Annotated in this window: 7 protein-coding genes; 1 reads left to right on the forward strand and 6 read right to left on the reverse strand. The window is 73.8% G+C overall.

Going from position 1 to position 18,145, the window contains the following annotated elements:
* Nucleotides 1–43: 43 nt before the first annotated feature.
* The 6 genes from ACFU6K_RS08230 to ACFU6K_RS08255 form a co-directional block, all read right to left on the reverse strand.
* Nucleotides 44–1,099 (reverse strand): MDR family NADP-dependent oxidoreductase, encoded by a 1,056-nt coding sequence (locus tag ACFU6K_RS08230; protein ID WP_380661638.1) that lies wholly within the window; start codon nt 1,097–1,099, stop codon nt 44–46.
* Nucleotides 1,096–2,760, reverse strand: coding sequence for a phytoene desaturase family protein (locus tag ACFU6K_RS08235; RefSeq protein ID WP_380661649.1), 1,665 nt, complete (start codon nt 2,758–2,760; stop codon nt 1,096–1,098). The genes ACFU6K_RS08230 and ACFU6K_RS08235 overlap by 4 nt, the downstream gene beginning before the upstream one ends.
* A 32-nt stretch (nt 2,761–2,792) precedes the next feature.
* Complete coding sequence (locus ACFU6K_RS08240) at nt 2,793–4,517, reverse strand: phytoene desaturase family protein (protein WP_380661640.1); 1,725 nt, start codon at nt 4,515–4,517, stop codon at nt 2,793–2,795.
* The gene (locus tag ACFU6K_RS08245) at nt 4,504–13,749 is read right to left on the reverse strand and encodes an amino acid adenylation domain-containing protein (protein WP_380661641.1); all 9,246 of its coding nucleotides are present in this window, start codon (nt 13,747–13,749) and stop codon (nt 4,504–4,506) included. The genes ACFU6K_RS08240 and ACFU6K_RS08245 overlap by 14 nt, the downstream gene beginning before the upstream one ends.
* 72 nt (nt 13,750–13,821) lie before the next feature.
* Complete coding sequence (locus ACFU6K_RS08250; protein ID WP_380661643.1) at nt 13,822–14,679, reverse strand: sterol desaturase family protein; 858 nt, start codon at nt 14,677–14,679, stop codon at nt 13,822–13,824.
* Between the two features lie 308 nt (nt 14,680–14,987).
* The gene (locus tag ACFU6K_RS08255) at nt 14,988–16,421 is read right to left on the reverse strand and encodes a helix-turn-helix domain-containing protein (protein WP_380661645.1); all 1,434 of its coding nucleotides are present in this window, start codon (nt 16,419–16,421) and stop codon (nt 14,988–14,990) included.
* Nucleotides 16,422–16,778: 357 nt separating this feature from the next.
* Here ACFU6K_RS08255 and ACFU6K_RS08260 point away from each other — a divergent pair.
* The coding region (locus ACFU6K_RS08260; RefSeq protein WP_380661647.1) for a M4 family metallopeptidase at nt 16,779–18,145 on the forward strand (1,367 nt) is incomplete at its 3' end.

Genomic DNA, 18,145 nt, shown 5'->3' on the forward strand with positions numbered 1-18,145 from the left:
CTTCGGCACATCCGCCGAAGGGCCCTGGCGTCCGTCCGTCCGCTCAGAGCTCGACCAGCACCTTCCCCCGGTTGGCCGAACGGTCCACGTAGAGGCCGCGGTAGGCAGCCGGGATGCTGTCGAACCCCCGGTGCAGCGTCTCCTGGTACGTCAGCTCCCCGCTGCGGACCAGCGCCCCGAGGTCCCGCCGCAGCGCGGCCCAGTTCTCCTCGGTGAACCACTCCAGCGAGAAGATGCCGCGGATCGTGGTGCGCGGGAACATGATCATCGGCAGCAGCCGCGGCCCCGCCCAGTCCCCGCCGACCTGGCTCCCCCACTGCCAGCAGACGGCCACCCGGCTCTCCACCGCGAGCATGCCGAAGACCACGTCGGTGAGCACCCCGCCGAGGCTGTCGAAGTAGCGGTCGATGCCCTCCGGCGCGAGCTCGGCCAGCTCCTTCCGCAGCCGCTCCGGCGCGTCGCCGTCGCGGTACAGCAGCACCCCCTCGAAGCCCAGCTCCCACAGCCGCTCCGCCTTCTCCGGCGAGGCCGTGGTGCCGATCACCCGGGCGCCCCGGTGCCTGGCCAGCTGCCCGACCAGCGACCCGACCGCCCCGGAGGCCCCGCTGACCAGCACCGTCGACCCTGGGCGCACGTCGAGGAACTTCTCCACCGTCCCCCAGGCCGTCATCCCGGGCCCGCCCAGGATGCCGAGCGCGGTGGTCAGCGGCAGCTCCCCGCCGTAGTCGGCGGGGTCCAGCCGGCGGAAGGCCGGGAAGACCATCGGGAAGGTCCCGGTCTGCCAGAAGCTCGGCGCGCCGTTGCTGACCAGGTGGGTGCGCCAGCCGCCGAAGCCCTGCACCAGGTCGCCGACGCCGAAGCACGCGGCGGGCCCGGCCTCCACCACCTCCATGATCGAGTCCGCGCCCATGTGGTCGCCGATCGGCGTGTCCAGCGCGATGCCCTGGAGGTACGGGTCGACCGAGACGTAGCGGGTGCGCAGCAGCATCTCGTCCGCCGCGAGCCGGACGTCCACCTCCTCCACGACCTTCCGGTACATCCGCTCGACATCCGGCACGCCGTCCACGTGCTCCCGCACGACCCACTTCTCGATCCTCACGAGGTGACTCCAAACTGGCGGTCGGCGGGGCCGACCGGTTCGATGAGCAGAGTGGGCGGCGGTGCGCTGTCGTCCACCTCGGCCCTGAAGGGCCTGCCGTCGTCCCGGCAGATGAACTGGACGACGTGCCGGCCGGCCGCCGCCGCCCGGATCAGCCCGCCGGTCGTCGCCCAGACCCCGGAGAGGTAGAAGTTCGCCAGGCCGGGCAGCCCCGGGCCGTTGCGCTTGACCTCCTCCTCCAGGGTCTCGCCGCTCTCCACGAAGGGCTGCCAGCCCAGCACCGTCCCGTTGTAGTTGCCGGTGTAGCGGACCTGGGTGAGCGGGGTGGAGACGTCCTTGACCGCCACCGCGTCCCGCAGCCCGGGGTGGTGGCCGTCCAGGTACTCGACGATGGTGTCGCGCACCCGGCGCTTCGCCCGCTGGTACTCCCGTCCCCGGCCGACCGGCAGGGTGTGCAGCTCCTCGCCGCGCCGCACCCGGGGCTCCTGCTCCGGCCCGGTGCTCAGCTCCCGCCAGGGCGCGATGTCGCAGAAGTAGCTGGCATACACCACCGTGGTGTCGGCGGGCGACAGCTCCGGGTAGTGGCGGCTGCGGAACTGGACGTTGATGCTCGGGTGCCGGATGCCGGTGAGCCGCTCGGCGACCTCGTCCTCCAGCAGGTAGGTGGTGCACGGGTCCCCGGCCGGGAAGGGCCGGCGCAGGCCGAGGAAGACGGTCACGTAGCCGGGGAACACCATGCCCGGCTCGGTGATGGTCTGGGTGTACAGCCGGCGGTAGGTGTCGCTCAGGTAGCGGCCCTTGAGCAGGTCCATCATGGTCGTCCGGCCGTCGCAGGCGGCCACCACGATGTCCGCCCGCACCTCCTGGCCGTCGCTCAGCCGCACCCCCACCGCCCGGTCGTCCTCGATCAGGATCCCGGTCACCTTGGTGTTGTACGTGATCTCGCCGCCCAGCCGCCGGTAGCGCTGCTCGATCGAGGTGGCCAGACCCAGCGAGCCGCCCTCCGGCACGCCGGCCGACTGCCCGGCGTGGCAGGCGAGTTGGAAGTAGTTGGGCAGCACCGGGAAGTTGGGGTGCTTCTCGTACAGGATGAAGTTGAACGCCTCGCGCAGCAGCGGGCTCCGGAACTTCGCCGAGTAGTCGCTCATCAGCACCGTGATCGAGCGCCGGATCACGTTGAAGTACGGCAGGAAGGAGGCGAGCATCCGCATCCGCTCCCACCGTCCCATCAGCCCGACCGGTTTGAGGAAGGGGTAACGGGCCAGCGCCAGGCGGAACTTGCGCAGACCGGCGCAGAACTGCCGGATCTGCCGGGCGTCCTCCGGGGCCAGCTCCAGCAGGTGGGCCTCCAGCCGGTCCGGGTCGGAGTAGAAGTAGACCGCCCGGCCGTCCCGGGTGCGCACCACGTTGAAGACGTCGAAGTTGCGCATCCGCTTGCCCTGCAGCGCGCCGAGTTCGAGCCAGATCTGGTGCATCTCGTTGCCCGGCCCGCTGCCCAGCAGCCAGCTGATGCAGCAGTCGAAGGTGAACTCGCCCCGGTCCCAGCCGGTGCAGCAGCCGCCGGGGATCTCGTGCATCTCCAGGATCCGGGTGCGGTAGCCGTTCATCTGCGCGAAGCAGCCGGTGGAGAGCCCGCCGAGCCCGCCGCCGATGATGACCATGCTCTGCCGGCCGCCGGTGGTCGTCGTCCCGCTCACTCCGCCACACCCACTTCCGCCACTCCTGCTCCCGGCACTCCCACGTCCGGCGCTCCCACGGTGGCGCGGTCGAGTTGCGGCAGGCGGCCCCACTTGCCCGCGTGCCAGGGTTCCCGGTTGTCGCTGGGCCAGGCCCGGAACGGCCGGCCGAGCTCCCGGCAGAGGTACTGCGCGGCGAACCGTCCGCTGGTGGCGGCCCGGATCAGCCCGCCGAGCGCGGTCCACTGGCCCGCCATGGAGAAGCCGCTCAGCCCGGGCAGCCGCATCCGGTCCTTGTTGACCAGCCGGTTGGCGGCGTCCTCGGCCTCGGAGAAGGCCTGCCAGGCGAGGATGCTGCCGTAGGTGTTGCCGGTGAACCGCTCGGTGGTCACCGGCGAGGCGACGTCCACGAGTTCGATCCGCCCGCCGAGGCCGGGGTACGTCCGCTCCAGGAACTCCCGGACGAACGAGGCGACTTCCTGCTTGCGCGCCCGGTAGGCCCGGCGGTCGCCGGTCCGCAGCTCCTTCCAGGAGCGGTAGTCGCTGAAGTAGGTGCAGTGCAGCACCGACTTGCCGGGCGGCGCGAAGCCGTCCGCGTAGGAGGACCGCAGCTGCACCACCAGGCTGCGCTGGAGCGAGCCCGGCAGCCGCTCGCCGTCCTCGGGTGTCAGCAGGTAGGTGGTGCTGTGCGGCTCGCCCTCGGGCAGCGGTCCGTCGATGCCGACGAAGGCGGAGACCACGGCCGGGTACAGGTTGCCCGGCTTGTCGAGCAGTTCGCCGTACAGCTTCTCGGTCGCGGGGCTGGAGTAGCGGCCCTCCAGCAGCCGTTCGAGCACCGTCGGGCCGTCGCAGGCGGCCACCACGTGGTCGGCGAAGTGCCGGGTGCCGTCCCTGAGTTCCACCCCGATCGCGCGCCCGTCCTCGATCAGGACGCGCTCCACCCGGCAGCGGTAGCCGATCACCCCGCCGAGCGAGGTGTAGCGCTCCTCCACCGAGCGGGCCAGCCCGAGCGAACCGCCCTGCGGGAAGCCCGCGTTGCCGTTGTGGGCGGCCGCCAGGGTGTAGAGGTACGGCAGCAGCGGGAAGCCCTCGGGCTCCTGGAGGAACATGTTGGGGAAGGCCCGCCGCAGCAGCGGGTCCTGGAAGCGCTCGGCGAATCCGCTCATCGGGGTGGTCGCGGTGCGCCAGAACAGCCGGAACGCGGGCAGGACGGCTCGCAGGGTGCGCAGCCGTTCCGCCGTGGTGCGCAGCGGCGGCGGGGTGAGCTCCCAGGGCAGCTCCATCGCGGTGTAGCGGCGCAGGTCGCGGCAGAAGGCCCGGATCGGCTTGGCGTCGCCGGGCGCGAGGGCCAGCAGGTGGGCCTCCAGGCGGTCCGGGTCGCCGTAGAAGGTGACGGCCCGGCCGTGTTCGTCGACGACCCGGTTGAAGGTGTCGAAGCGGGTCACCGACTTGCCGTCCAGGGCGCCGAGTTCGCTCCAGACCTGGTGCGCTCCGGTGCCCTCGGCGGTGCCGATCAGCCAGTCGATGCAGTAGTCGAACAGGTAGCCGTGCCGGGACCACGCGGTGCAGCAGCCGCCGGGCAGCACGTGCTTCTCGAAGATCCGGGTCTCCAGGCCGCTCATCTGCGCGTAGCAGCCGGTGGCGAGGCCGGCCAGGCCGGCCCCGATCACGATCACCCGGGGCGGGCCGCCGGCGGCCCGCTCCCTGCCGGACCAGTCCGGCCCGCGGTCAGCCGCGGCCATCGGCGGTGCCTCCGGCCAGGATGGCGCCCGCCAGTTCGGCGTTGCGGGCGGCGAAGTCCCCGTCGAGCATCTCGGCGTGGGCGCCGTGCCCGACGTACACCGCGGTGCCCGTCGTGGAGGCGCCGTGCCAGGAGCCCGGTTCGCCGCCCACGTGCACGGAGAGCCGGTCGCGCTCGCAGACCACGTCCAGCTGGGCCCGGACCGTGCCGGTGTTGGGCGTCCGGCTGCTGAACTCCAGGTAGTCCCTGGCCTGTTCGAGGGTCTCCTGGGCGACGATCCGCGAGCCGGTGTGGCGGTGCAGGTGCTCGTGGAGTTCGCGTTCGAAGACGGCCAGGTGCTCCTCGCCGAGGTCGAAGGCCTCGGTGACCCGGTAGGCGTCCACCATCAGCACCGAGGCCACCGTGCGTCCGCGCCGCTCCAGTTCCTTGGCCACCTCGAAGGCGAGGTTGCCGCCGAGCGAGTAGCCGAGCAGGACGTACGGTCCGGCGGCGTGCAGTTCCTCGACCAGGTCCGCGTAGCGGGCGGTCTTGTCGTCGCCGGTCAGGTAGTTGAAGGAGGCGATCCGGTGTTCCGGCAGGTGCGCGGCGAGCTGCCGGTAGACCAGCCCGTGGCCGCCGGCCGGCGGGAAGCAGAAGACCGTGTGCTCCTCGGGCGCCCCGGCGTTGAACCAGAGGTAGGGCTCGCCGCCGGCCACCTCGCCGGTGATGATCTGCTCGACGGTGCGGGCCATGCCGTGCAGGGTGGTGACCTTGAACAGCAGGCCGACCGGGATGCTGATGTTGAACTCGCTCTGGAGGTGGTGGATCAGCTCGATGAGCCGGATCGAGCTGCCGCCGAGTTCGAAGAAGTCGTGCTGGAGGCCGACTTCGTCCAGGCCGAGCAGGTTCCGCCAGTGCTCGGCGACGCTCGTCTCGTAGAGCGTGACGGGCGGTTCGTGCTGGGCCCCGGCGGTGTCGGCCTTGGGCTCGGGCAGGGCCGCGAGGTCGACCTTGCCGTTCGGGGTCAGCGGCAGGGCGGGCAGCTCGGTGAGGTAGGAGGGGATCATCACGGTGGGCAGGTGCTCGGCCAGGTGGCGGCGCAGTTCGCGGCGGTCCAGCACGGTGCCCTCGGCGGGCACCACGTAGGCGGCGAGGACGGCCTCGCCGCGGGCGTCCTGGCGGACGGCCACGCAGGCCTGGGCGAGTTCCGGGCGGGCGGTGAGGTGGGCCTCGATCTCGCCCAGCTCGATCCGGTGGCCGCGGACCTTGACCTGGTTGTCGATCCGGCCGAGCAGGTGCACGGTGCCCGCGGCGTCCCAGTGGCCGAGGTCGCCGGTGCGGTAGAGCCGCGCGGGCGTGCCGTCGAGGTCCAGGGTGACGAAGCGCCGGGCGGTCTGCTCCGGGTCGTTGGGGTAGCCGGCCGCGACGCCCGCGCCGCCGATCCACAGTTCGCCGGGCACGCCCACCGGGACGGGCTCGCCGTACGGGTCCAGGACGTACACGGCGCTGTTCGGGAACGGCCGGCCGATCGGCACCATCCGGCCGGGTTCCAGCCGGTCGGTGGCGCCCTCGTAGTAGGTGCTGTCGACGCTGGCCTCGGTCAGCCCGTAGGAGTTGACCAGCCGGGTCCGCGGGCCGCACAGGGCGCGCACCCGCTGGTGCTCGGCGGCCTTCCAGGAGTCGGAGCCGACGATCAGCAGCCGCAGGAAGTCCAGCGGCAGGCCCTCGCGCTCGCAGTGGGCCAGCAGCGCGCGGGCCACGGCGGGCACGAACTCGCCGCCGTCCACGGCCTCCTCGCGCATCACCCGGTACAGCCGGGCGGTGTCGAAGAGCAGCTCGCGGTCGACCAGGACGAGGGTGCCGCCGGTGCTGAGCGCCCGGGCGAGGTCGCCGGAGAAGACGTCGAAGGCGGTGCCGGCCATCTGGAGGTGCACCCGGACCTCGGTGTCCAGCCGGTACTCGGCGCGCCAGCCGGCGGTGACGGCGGCCAGGTTGCGGTGGTCGACCCGGACCCCCTTCGGGCGGCCGGTGGAGCCCGAGGTGTGGATCAGGTAGGCGGCCCGGTCCGGGTCGGCGGCGGGCAGTGGTACGGCGCCCCCCAGCACCGGCCGGTCCAGCTCCTCCAGGGTGACCGGCGTGGCGGGCAGGTCGGCCGGGAGCGGGCGCCGCTGGTCGACCACCACCAGCGCCGCTCCGGCGTCCGTGACCTGGTGGGCGAGCCGGTCGGCCGGGTGCCCGGGATCGAGCGGCAGGTAGGCGGCGCCGGCCCGCCAGATCGCCAGCAGGGTGCTGATCAGCTCGGGCGACTTGTCCAGGCAGACCGCGACCACCGAGCCCTCGCCGACGCCGAGTTCGCGCAGCCGTACGGCGGTGCGCTGGGACTGCCGGTCCAGCTCGCCGTAGGTCAGCCGGCGGACGCCGTCCCGGCCGGGCGCGACCACCGCGACCGCCTCCGGCCGCTCGGCGGCGGCCTTGGCGATCAGCTCCGGCACCGGGGTGTCGTGCTCGATCCGGCGCTCGGCGCCGCTGAAGCCGGTGAGGATCTCCCGCCGTTCGGCCTCGCCCAGCATCCGCAGCCGCCCGACCGGCTCGCCCTCGGCGGCGCGGGTCATGGCGTCCAGGAGGTTGCGGTAGTGCGCGGCCAGCCGCTGGACGGTGGCGGGCTCGAAGAGGTCGGAGTTGTACTTGAAGACGCAGTGGAAGCAGCCGTCCGCGCGGTCCTCGTAGGCGGACAGTGTGAGGTCGAACTGGCCCTCCTCCTCCGGGAGTTCGATGTACTCCAGGCGGTAGCCGAAGCGCTCCACGGCGACCTTGTGGGTGAGCAGGATGAACATCGCCTGGAACACCGCGGAGCGGCTCGGGTCGTGCTGGAGCCCCAGCTGCTCGACCAGCAGCGGGAAGGGGTACTCCTGGTTGTCCAGCCCGCCGAGCACGCTCTCCCGCACCCGGGCCAGCAGGTCGGCCACGGTCGGCTCCCCGGCCAGGCTCACGTGCAGCGGCAGCGGGTTGACGAAGTAGCCGTAGACCGAGGCGAACTCCTCCTGGGTGCGGCCGGTGACCGGGCTGCCGACCACGATGTCCGGCTGCCCGGACCAGCGGTGCAGCAGCAGGTAGTAGGCGCTGAGCAGCACCATGAACGGGGTGGCGCCGTTGGCGCGGGCCAACTCGTGGACGCGGGCCGTGAGTTCGGCGTCCAGCTGGAAGAACTCGGAGGCGCCGTTGTGGGTCTGCACGGCCGGGCGCGGCTTGTCCGTGGGCAGCGCCAGCACCGGCATCTCGGCCGGCAGGTGGCCGCGCCAGTAGTCGAGCATCCGCCGGGCCTCGGGCCCGGCCAGGAAGCGGTTCTGGCGGTTGAGGAAGTCCAGGTAGCGGGCGGGCACCGGGGGCAGTTCCGGGGTGCGGCCCTGGCGCAGCGCCTCGTAGACCTCGAACAGCTCCTCGATGAAGGTGAAGGTGGAGATCGCGTCCGAGACGATGTGGTGGACGGCCTTCATCAGCACCCAGCGGTCCGGCCCGCGCCGGAACAGCCGCAGCCGTACCAGCGGGTCCTCGGCGAGGTCGTACGGCCGCCGGTACTCGCGGACGATCAGGTCGTGGATCTCCTCCCACGGCCGGCCCTCGACGTCGAACAGCCCGGTGTCGGCCTCGGCCTCCTCCCGGATGCGCTGGACCGGGCGGCCCTCCTCGGCGGTGAAGGCGGCGCGCAGCTCGGGGTGCCGGGCGACCAGGAAGCGGAAGGCCCCGAACATCAGCTCCGGGTCGAGTTCCGCGCGGACCTCCACGGCGCCGCCGATGTTGTACGCGAAGCCGTCCGGGTGCAGCAGGCGCAGGAACCAGAGCGCCTGCTGGTTGTGGGTGAGCGGGAAGCGGGACTCGTCGGCGTACAGCTCCACCTCGGCCTCGGCCGGGCCGCCGTCGGCGGCGAGCCGCTCGGCCAGGCCCTCGGTGAGCAGGTCGACCAGGTCGCCGACGGCGCCGTTGCTGAGCAGGGCCACCACCGGCAGGGCGACGCCCAGTTCGCCGTGCACCCGGGCGCGCAGCTCCATGGCGAGCAGCGAGTCCAGGCCGTGCGCGCCGAGCCTGGTCTCCGCGTCGATCCGTTCGGCGGCGATCCGCAGCACGGCCGCGGCGGCGGCGGTGAGGCGCTCGGCGACCAGCTCCCGGCGGGCCTGCGGGTCGGCCGCGCGGTAGGCGTCCAGGAAGCCGCCGGTCTCGGCCGGGGCCTGCTCGGCGGCGCTCGCCGCGAGGTCGGCGACCAGCGGCGGCGGCGCCGGGTACCAGGCGAGGAAGGTCGGCCAGTCGACCACGGTGGCGACCAGCAGCTGGGCGCGGTCCTGGCCGAGGACGCGCTCCAGGACGGCCGTTCCGGCGTCCGGCGGCAGCGAGCTCATGCCGCGGGCGTCGCGGTAGTGGGCGACCAGGCCCAGCTCCTCGATCATGCCGGTGGCCCACGGGCCCCAGTCCAGGCTGAGCCCGGGCAGCCCCTCGGCCCTGCGGTGGTGGGCCAGGGCGTCCAGGAAGGCGTTGCCGGCCGCGTAGTTGGTCTGTCCGGCGGTGGTGAGCAGCGAGGCGACGGAGGCGAACAGCACGAAGTGGTCGAGCGGTTCGTCGCTCAGCAGCCGGTGCAGCAGGTGGCCGCCGATCACCTTGGGGCCGTAGCCGGCGTCGAAGGCCGGCCGGTCCATCTGGGCCAGCAGGGTGTCCTTGACCTGCCCGGCGAGGTGGAACACGCCCCGGATCGGCGGGAGTTGGCGCTGCCGGTAGTCGGCGAGCCAGCCGGCGAGGGCGGCCTCGTCGGTGACGTCGACCGGGGCGAGCAGCGGTTCGGCGCCGAGCGCCTGGAGTTCGCGCAGGAAGGCGATCCGCTCGCCGACGGGGGTGTCCGGGTCGGTGTACGCCCACTCCGAGCGCTCGGGCAGGGCGGTGCGGCCGACCAGGATCAGCCGCCGGGCGCCGCGCCGCACGAGGGTGCGGCAGAGCAGCCGGCCGAGGGCGCCGAAGGCACCGGTGACCAGGTAGCTGCCGTCGGGGCGGAGGACCGGCGGCAGCGGGCGGGTGAGGCCCTCGGCCTGCCGCAGCCGACTGGTGAGCCGGCCGCCGGCCCGCAGGGCGATCTCCTGCTCGTCGCGGGCCGCGAGTTCGGCGAGCAGCGCCTCGGCCTGCTCGGCGGCGTCGACGGCCGGGTCGAGGTCGATCAGGGTGCCGCGCTGGGCGACCAGCTCCTGCTGCCACAGCACCCGGCCGATGCCCCAGGCGGGGGCGCCGAGCGGTTCGACCCGGTCGCCAGGGGTGGCGGGCTGGGTGCCCCGGGTGACGATGTGCAGCCGGCCGTCCGGGCGGGCGGCGGGCAGGGCCTGGGCGAGGGTGATCAGGGAGTAGGCGCCGAGGGTCGCGAGCGGGCCGAGCCGGTCGGCGGTGGTGGCGGCCAGGGCGGGCTGGTCGAGGTTCCAGAGGTGGACGACGGTGCCGAAGGCTGGGTCGAGGGCGGCGAGCAGCCGCCGGACGTCCTCGGCGGAGTCGGGCCGGACGGTCGAGTGCCCCTCGCCGTGCCGGTACTCGTTTCCGGGCCGGACCAGGTGGCAGCGGGCGCCGCGCCCGGCGGCCAGGGCCGCCAGCCGCTCGCCGAGGCCGCCCTCGTCGGCGAAGAGCAGCAGGTCGCCGGGGGTCTCGTCGAGGGGCGCCTCGGCGGCGGCCACCCAGTCGACCTCGGTGAGCCAGCCGTCGATGGTGGACAGCCCGACGGAGGCCGGGGCCTGGGCGACGTCGGCGACCCGGAAGCCGGTGACCCGGCCGACCGGGGTGCCGTCCTCGGTGTAGAGCGCGAGGTCGCCGACGAGTTCCTCGCCGCTGTCCCGGGTGACGGTGGCGTGCACCCACAGCGGGCGGTCGCCGATCGCGTCGAGCCGGACCTCCGCGATCGAGACGGGGAGCCGGACGCTGCCGTCCTCGGGCACCTCCAGCCGGGTGGTGAGCAGGGTCTGGAAGCAGCCGTCCAGCAGCACCGGGTGGAGGTGGTGGTCGGCCGCGTCCGGGCCGAGCGGCGCGGTCGGCCGGATCCGGGCCAGCGCCTCGCCGGGGCCCGCCCACACCTCGGCGATGGCCTGGAAGGCGGGGCCGTAGTCGTAGCCGCGTTCGGCCAGCCGGCGGTAGCAGTCCGGGCCGTCGAGGTGCCGCCCCCGGGTGCGCAGGGCGTCCAGGTCCGGTGCGGGCCCGTAGGAGCGGCGCTGGCCGGTGCGGACCCGGCCGCCCGCGTGCACGGTCGGCTCGCCGCCGGCCGGGGTGGAGGCGATGGTGAAGCGGGCGTCCTCGGGCGCGTAGCCGAGCTGGACGGGGACGGGCTCGGTCTCGGAGAGGAACAGCGCCCGGTTCAGCTCGATCTCGGCCAGCGTCACCTCGGTGCCGCCGGTCAGGGTGCGGACGGCCTGGGCGGCCATCTCCAGGTACCCGGCGGCCGGGAAGACCACCTGGCCCTCGATCCGGTGGTCGGTCAGGTAGGGCAGCCGCTCGGGGTCGAGGGTGCCCGTCCAGCCGGGCTGGGCGCTCGCGGTGCGGCGGCCGAGCAGCGGGTGGTCCAGCCGCCCGAGCCGGACCTGCTCGACCGGCTTGGGCTCCACCCAGTACCGGTCGCGCCGCCACGGGTAGGCCGGCAGGGGCACCGGACGGCCGGCCGGGTGCAGCGCGTCCCAGCTCAACTCGACGCCGAGGGTGTGCAGTTCGGCGAGACTGCGGGCGAAGCGCTCGGGTTCGTCCTGCTGCCGCCGGATCGACGGCAGGGTGTGCGCCTGCTCCGCGCACTCGCGGATCGCGTGGCCGAGCACCGGGTGCGGGCCGAGCTCCAGGAACAGCCCGTGCCCGTCCTCGGCCATCCGCTCGACGGCGGCCCGGAAGCGCACCGGGTTGCGGACGTTCTGCCACCAGTACTCGCCGTCCAGCTCCGGCCCGCGGGCGAGCCCCTCGCGGGCGGTGAGGTAGAGCGGCAGCCGGGCCGCCTGGGGCTTGATGGCGGCGAGCGCGGCCACCAGCTCGCCCCGGATCGGGTCCATCCGCACGCTGTGGTACGGGACTTCGACGTCCAGCAGGCGGGCGAAGACGCCCTGCCCGCGCAGCTCCTCGGCCAGTTCGCCGAGGGCCTCGGCGTCCCCGGCCAGCGTCACCGCGGAGGGGCTGTTGACCGCGCCGAGCGAGATCTGGGAGCGGTACGGGCGGATCCGGCGCTCCGCCTCGGCCTCCGGCAGGCCGACCGCGAGCATGGTGCCGGTGCCGGCCAGGCGCTGCTGGAGCCGGCTGCGGGCGAGCACCACCCGGACGGCGTCGGCCAGGTCGTACACCCCGGCCTCGTGGAAGGCGGCGACCTCGCCGGTGCTGTGGCCGACCACCGCGTCGGGGCGCAGGCCGTGGCTCCGCCAGAGCGCCGAAAGCCCCACCTGGACGGCGAAGTTGGCGGGCTGGGCGAGCCAGGTCTCGGCCATCCGGGAGTCCGCCTCGTCGCGCTCCAGCTCGGCCAGCAGCGACCAGTCGGCCTGTGCGCGGATCTCCCGGTCGACGGCCCGCACGGCCTCCCGGTAGACCGGCTCGTGCTCGTACAGCCCCCGGCCCATGCCCCACCACTGCGGGCCCATGCCGGTGAACACCCAGGCCAGCCGGCGCTGCCGGCGTTCCCGGGCCTGGCCCTGGACCACCCGCGGGTGCTCCTCGCCGCGCCCGTACGCGGCCAGCGCCTCGTCCAGGTCCTCCCGGGTGGAGTAGACCACCCCGAGGCGCTCGGGCAGGTGCTGGCGGCGGTGCGCCAGGGTGTGGCCGAGGTCGGCGAGCGGCGTCCCGTCGGCGAGCTCCTGCCGTACGGCGGCGGCCAGTTCGGGCAGTCCGGCGGTGTCCCTGGTGCTCAGCGGCAGCACCGTACGGGCCGGCTCGGCCACCGGTGCGGCGGGCCCGGGCCGCGGCGGCTCCTCCAGCAGGACGTGGGCGTTGGTGCCGCCGAAGCCGAAGGAGTTGACGCCGGCCCGGGCCGGGCCCCGGTGCTCGGGCCAGTCCACCGGGGCGGTCGGGATCTCGAACGGCAGGGCGTCGAGGTCGATGCCGGGGTTGGGCCGCTCCAGGTTGAGGTGCGGCGGGATGCGGCGGTGCTTGATCGCGAGCGCGGTCTTGATCAGCCCGGCGACGCCGGCCGCCGCCTCGGTGTGCCCGATGTTGGTCTTGACCGAGCCGACGTAGCAGCGGTCCCCGGCGCGGCGGCCGACGCCGAGCACCCGGCCGAGGGCGGCGGCCTCGATCGGGTCGCCGACCGGGGTGGAGGTGCCGTGCGCCTCGACGTACTGGAGGCTGCCGGGCAGCACCCCGGCCTCGGCGCAGACCCGCTCGATCAGGGTGACCTGGGCGTCCGCGCTGGGGACGGTGATGCCGTTGGTGCGGCCGTCCTGGTTGACGCCGGTGCCGAGGATGACGGCGTGCACCGGGTCCCCGTCGCGCAGCGCGTCGGAGAGCCGCTTGAGCACGACCACACCGACGCCCTCGGCCCGGACGTAGCCGTCCGCGGCGGCGTCGAAGGCGCGCGAGCGGCCGTCCGCGGAGAGGAAGCCGCCCTTGGTCTCGGCGATCGTGTACTGCGGTGCCATGTGCAGCAACGCGCCGCCGGCCAGGGCGAGTTCGGTCTCACCGCGGAGCAGGCTCTGGCAGGCGAGGTGGACCGCGACCAGCGAGGAGCTGCACGCGGTGTCGATCGAGACGCTCGGCCCGCGGAAGTCGAAGCAGTGCGAGATCCGGTTGGACACCATCGTCATCATGGTGCCGGTGGCGGTGTGCGCCGCGATGGTGGCGAAGTCGAGGTCGGCGAACTGGAGGATCTTCCAGTCGAGGGTGAAGGCGCCCATGTAGACGCCGACCTCCCGGCCGGCCAGCTCGCCGGGGCGCAGGCCTCCGTCCTCCAGGGCCTCCCAGCTGACCTCCAGGAGCTTGCGCTGCTGCGGGTCCATGTGTTCGGCCTCGCGCGGGCTGATCCCGAAGAAGTCCGGGTCGAAGGTGTCGAAGCCGTCGATGTAGCCGCCCCGGCCGCCGATCAGCCGCCCCGGCTTGGCCCGGTCCCTGCTGCCCAGGGTGCCGGTGTCGTAGCGGTCGGCGGGCGTCTCGGTGAGACAGTCCCGGCCCTCGATCAGGTTGCGCCAGTAGGAGCGGTGGTCGTTGGCGTGTCCCGGCAGGCGGCAGCCGATACCGGTGATCGCGATGCGTTCGCGGGGCACGGCGAAGGGCGAGGAGGTCATGATCCAATCCGGGGTGGTGATGGCGTGGCGCCGGGGACACGGGCAGGTGGGAGCGGCCGCTCGGGCCGGGGTTCAGACGGACTGCTCGGTGGTCTTCGCCCGGCGCCAGGGGTGCAGCAGGGTGGCGCCGAGTTCGCCGGTGGCGGGGAACGCGGCCGGGTCGGTGAGGCCGACGGCCTTCGGCACTCGGCCGGGCCGCCAGGTGAAGCTCCCGAACACGTGGTCCCAGAGCGAGAGGTCGGAGGCGTAGTGGCCGGCTTCGGCGAGGTCGGTGCTGTGGTGCAGGCGGTGGAGTTCCGGCCCGGCCAGGACGTGGCCGAGCGGACCGATGCGGACTTCGATGTTGGCGTGGACGAAATACCCCTGAGCCAGGACGAATATTCCGACCACGAACACTGAATCCGGCGAGAATCCGATCAGCGCCAGCGACAGTTGCACCACGGACTGCGCGACGAGCACGTCCAGGAAATGATTCACGCCGTTGTTCGCGACGTTCACCTTGTCCGGGACGTGGTGCACCCCGTGCAGCCGCCAGAGCCACCTGTTGCGGTGGGACCAGCGGTGCACGAGGTAGTCGCCGAGCGAGCCGACCAGCAGCGCGAGTGGGATCTCCACCGCGAACGGCAGCGCCGGGTGGGCCGGGCCGAGCACCTGCACCAGCGTCGCCACCAGCCCCTGGGCCAGTCCGCCGCCGACCATGCTCAGCGCGAAGTAGACGCTGTACCAGCCGAGTTCACGTCGGCTCGGATGCCAGTCGGTCCGGTACGGGATCACCCGTTCCAGGACCGCCAGGTACCCGAGGACGGCGATCAGGAAGAGCGGGGAGACCCGGTCCGGCGCCCAGCGGAAGTGCAGGGTCGCGACGGCCGTGCACAGCACACCCAGGAGCAGCAGCGGATGGGCGAGCCGGCGGGCAATGGCTGACAGCACGCGCCCCCCGTTCTTCGCGGACTAACGACTGGAAACGTCAGAGACTCTAGCGGGAGACGCGCGCCGTGACAGTCATTCGACGTGTTAACTCCATGAATGACCCGATCGGCGGACTATACGCGCACAAAGTTGACGTCTGTGCGGCGCGAAGGGGGCGCATTGTCGAGAAGAAGCGGGATTTGACGGTGTGCAATGACAGTCGTGCAGGCCTGCGGGCGCCGATGTGCGCCCCTTCTGCGCCGCCCCGCGCGGCTACCGATCCGGCCACATCCCACGGCCGGCGCCCCGGCTCCCGGAGCGCCCCCGGGTCAGGAGCGGGCCGGCTCCGCCCATCGGTGTGCGGCACGGGGCGCGTGCGCCGCGAGACGGTCGCGCAGACCGCGCAGCTCGTACTCGACCAGCGCGGGCAGGGCGGTCGCGCCGGTCGCCTCCAGGGCGGGCCCGAGCAGCTCGACGGCCGTGGCCGGGTCGTGCGCGCAGACGTGGCAGTCGGCCGCGCGGACGATGAAGAGCAGACGGCTGGAGGGCAGTTGGTCCGGCCCCAGCAGGCCGAGGGCGGTCTCGGTGGCGTCCAGCGCCCGGCGGGCCAGCCGGGGGTCGTCGGTGGCCGCGGCGAGGTCGCGCAGTGCGGCGGCCGCGGCGGACTCGACCCGCATCCGCATCGAGGCGATGGAGAGCCAGGGCACGTCGACCTCGTCCTCCGCGCCGATGTGGTCCAGGTGCGCCCGGGCCAGGCCGATCTGCCGGACGGTCGCCCGCACGTCGCCGGTGAGCGCGTGCGCCCGGGCCCGGCTGATCCGGCCCATCGCGCCGGCCCAGTGCCGGTCCGGGGCGGCCCGTTCGATCTCGCGGGCGTAGCCGAGGGCTGCGACCGGGTCGCCGTCCAGCCGGGCCAGGATGCTCATGTCGCTGAGCGTGCCGACCTGGGTGGCCCGGTCCGCGGCCAGCCCGGCCCAGGTGAGGGCGCGGTCGTAGCAGGCCATCGCGGTGGCGTTGCGGCCGTCCTGCATCCGCAGCGCGCCGGCCGCGTGGGCGTGCTCGGCGGCCAGCCGGACCAGCGGGCCGCGCTGCCCGGCGGGGGCGGTGGCGAGCCGGGCGAGCACCGCGCGCAGGGTGCGCTCGACGGCGGCGACCAGGCCCGGGCGGTCGCCGGTCTCGCCGGAGCGCAGGCGGGCGGCGAGCAGCCCGGTCAGGGCGTGCGCGGTGACGGCGTCCAGCGGGCGGGCGGCGGCCGGGTCGGCGAGCGCCTCGGCGGAGCAGAACTCGGCGTGCAGGGCGGCGAGTTCCCCGGGCTCGGGGACGGCGCAGCCCTCGGCGCCGTGCAGCGGACAGAGCAGTCCGTAGTCCGGCAGCCGCGGCGGAGCGGGTGCCGGGGGCGGGGCGGGCGGGCCGGAGGGCGCGCCGCCCGGCAGCGGGGGCCGGAGCAGGGCGGGCGAGATGGCCTCCGGGTCGCACAGCTCGGCGCTCTCGGCGCGCTGGCAGGCGGCGCTCAACTCCCCCGCGGCGCCGAGGAGCTCGTCGATCCGGTCGGCGACCCTGGGGGTGACCCGGCGGGCGCCGTGCTCGATCTTGCTGACCGCGGTGTGGTCGTAGCCGATCCCGGCCCCGAGCTGCGCCTGGGTGAGGCCCGCCCGGCGCCGCCAGTGCCGCAGCCGGGCGCCGAACTCCCGCCAGGCGTCCTGCCCCCGGCCGGTCGGCGGTGCCGGCACCGCCGCCGCAGGGGCCACACGGTTCCGCTGCACGGCTGCCTCCCCGGGCGCGTCGTCCCCGGCCGGCCGCCGGGCCTGTCGACGATTCCAGTGATTCCGACGACTCGGATCAGGAGGACGGTACTCGATGCCCACCCGCCCCGTACATGACGTGGTCTCAACCACTTGAAGAAAACCCCAGCTTGACGCAAAGCCGGCCCGTCCGGCTTGACGGAATTTGCCAACCCCTTGCCCCGCGCGCACCGGGCATTGACCCGGGCATGACGCCGTGTGAGGGTTCGGGCACCCGAGCGCGGACGGCCCGCACGGCCGTCCCCCTGACACGGCCCCGCGGTGCGCCACCAGCCCCTGCCGTCCGCGGTCGAGGACCCCCACATGCGAGGAGCCTCGATGCAACGCAGAGTCACCGCAGGCAGGTTGCTGACCACGGCGACCACCCTGACCGTGCTGGCCGGCCTGATCGCTGCCGCCACCGGCCCGGCCACCGCCGCGCCCACCCCCTCCCCGGCGCCGCCCAGCGCCCTGGCCGCCGCCGTGAACGCCGCCGACGCCGTCGCCGCGGCCGGACTGGACGCGCTGGCCAAGGGCCCGGGCGAGACGTACGAGCGCAAGACCGTCACGCCTTGGCTCGGCGGCCTCTACTCCGTCTCCTACGAGCGCAGTTACCACGGCCTGCCGGTGGTCGGCGGCGACGCGGTCGTCCTCGCCGACTCCCAGGGCAAGGTCCGCGCCCTGCAGTCCGCCGCCACCGGCCCCGTCGGCGCCCCCACCGCCCCGCAGGTCAGCGCCGAGCACGCCGAGAAGACCGCCCGCACCAAGCTGGCCGCCGTCGACTCCGTCGAGTCCCGCCGCCTGGTCGTGCGCGTCAAGGACGGCAGCAGCCGCCTCGCCTGGGAGACCGTCCTCACCGGCCACAAGGGCAGCGCCCCCAGCCGCCTGCACGTCTTCGTCGACGCCACCACCGGCGAGGTCGTCGACAGCTACGACGACGTCCGCGCCGGCACCGTCAACAGCGAGTGGAACGGCCCCGCGCCCGTCACCATCAGCACCACCAACTCCGGCGGCTCCTACTCGCTGCGCGACCCCAACCGCCCCGGCCTGTCCTGCTCCGACTACAGCACCGGCCAGGTCTTCTCCAAGTCCGGCGACTCCTGGGGCACCGGCAGCGCCTCCAGCAAGGAGACCGGCTGCGGCGACGCGATGTTCGCGGCCCAGAAGGAATGGGACATGCTCCGCGACTGGCTCGGTCGCAACGGGCACAACGGCAACGGCGGCAGCTGGCCGGTCAAGGTCGGCCTCAGCGACGTCAACGCCTACTGGGACGGCAGCACGATATCCATCGGCCACAGCCAGGCCAACAAGTGGATCGCCTCCATCGACGTCGTCGGCCACGAGTTCGGCCACGGCATCGACCAGTACACCCCCGGCGGCGCCAACAACGAGTCCGGCCTGGGCGAGGCCACCGGCGACATCATGGGCGCGCTCACCGAGGCCTACGCCAACGAGCCCGCCCCGTACGACTCCCCGGACTACACCGTCGGCGAGATGATCAACCTGGTCGGCAACGGCCCGATCCGCAACATGTACAACCCCTCCCTGGTGAGCAACAACCCCAACTGCTACTCCGCCTCCATCCCGCAGACCGAGGAGCACGCGGCGGCCGGCCCGCTCAACCACTGGTTCTACCTGCTCGCCGAGGGCTCCAACCCCGGCGGCGGCAAGCCCACCAGCCCCACCTGCAACAACTCCTCCGTCAC

The organism is Kitasatospora sp. NPDC057512, from assembly GCF_042802135.1.
Taxonomy (GTDB): domain Bacteria; phylum Actinomycetota; class Actinomycetes; order Streptomycetales; family Streptomycetaceae; genus Kitasatospora.

Excerpts from the sequence above, each read along its gene's own strand:
- ACFU6K_RS08235 (WP_380661649.1), bottom strand. The coding sequence starts at position 2,760 with ATGGTCATCATCGGCGGCGGGCTCGGCGGGCTCTCCACCGGCTGCTTC.
- ACFU6K_RS08240 (WP_380661640.1), bottom strand. The coding sequence starts at position 4,517 with ATGGCCGCGGCTGACCGCGGGCCGGACTGGTCCGGCAGGGAGCGGGCC.
- ACFU6K_RS08245 (WP_380661641.1), bottom strand. The coding sequence starts at position 13,749 with ATGACCTCCTCGCCCTTCGCCGTGCCCCGCGAACGCATCGCGATCACC.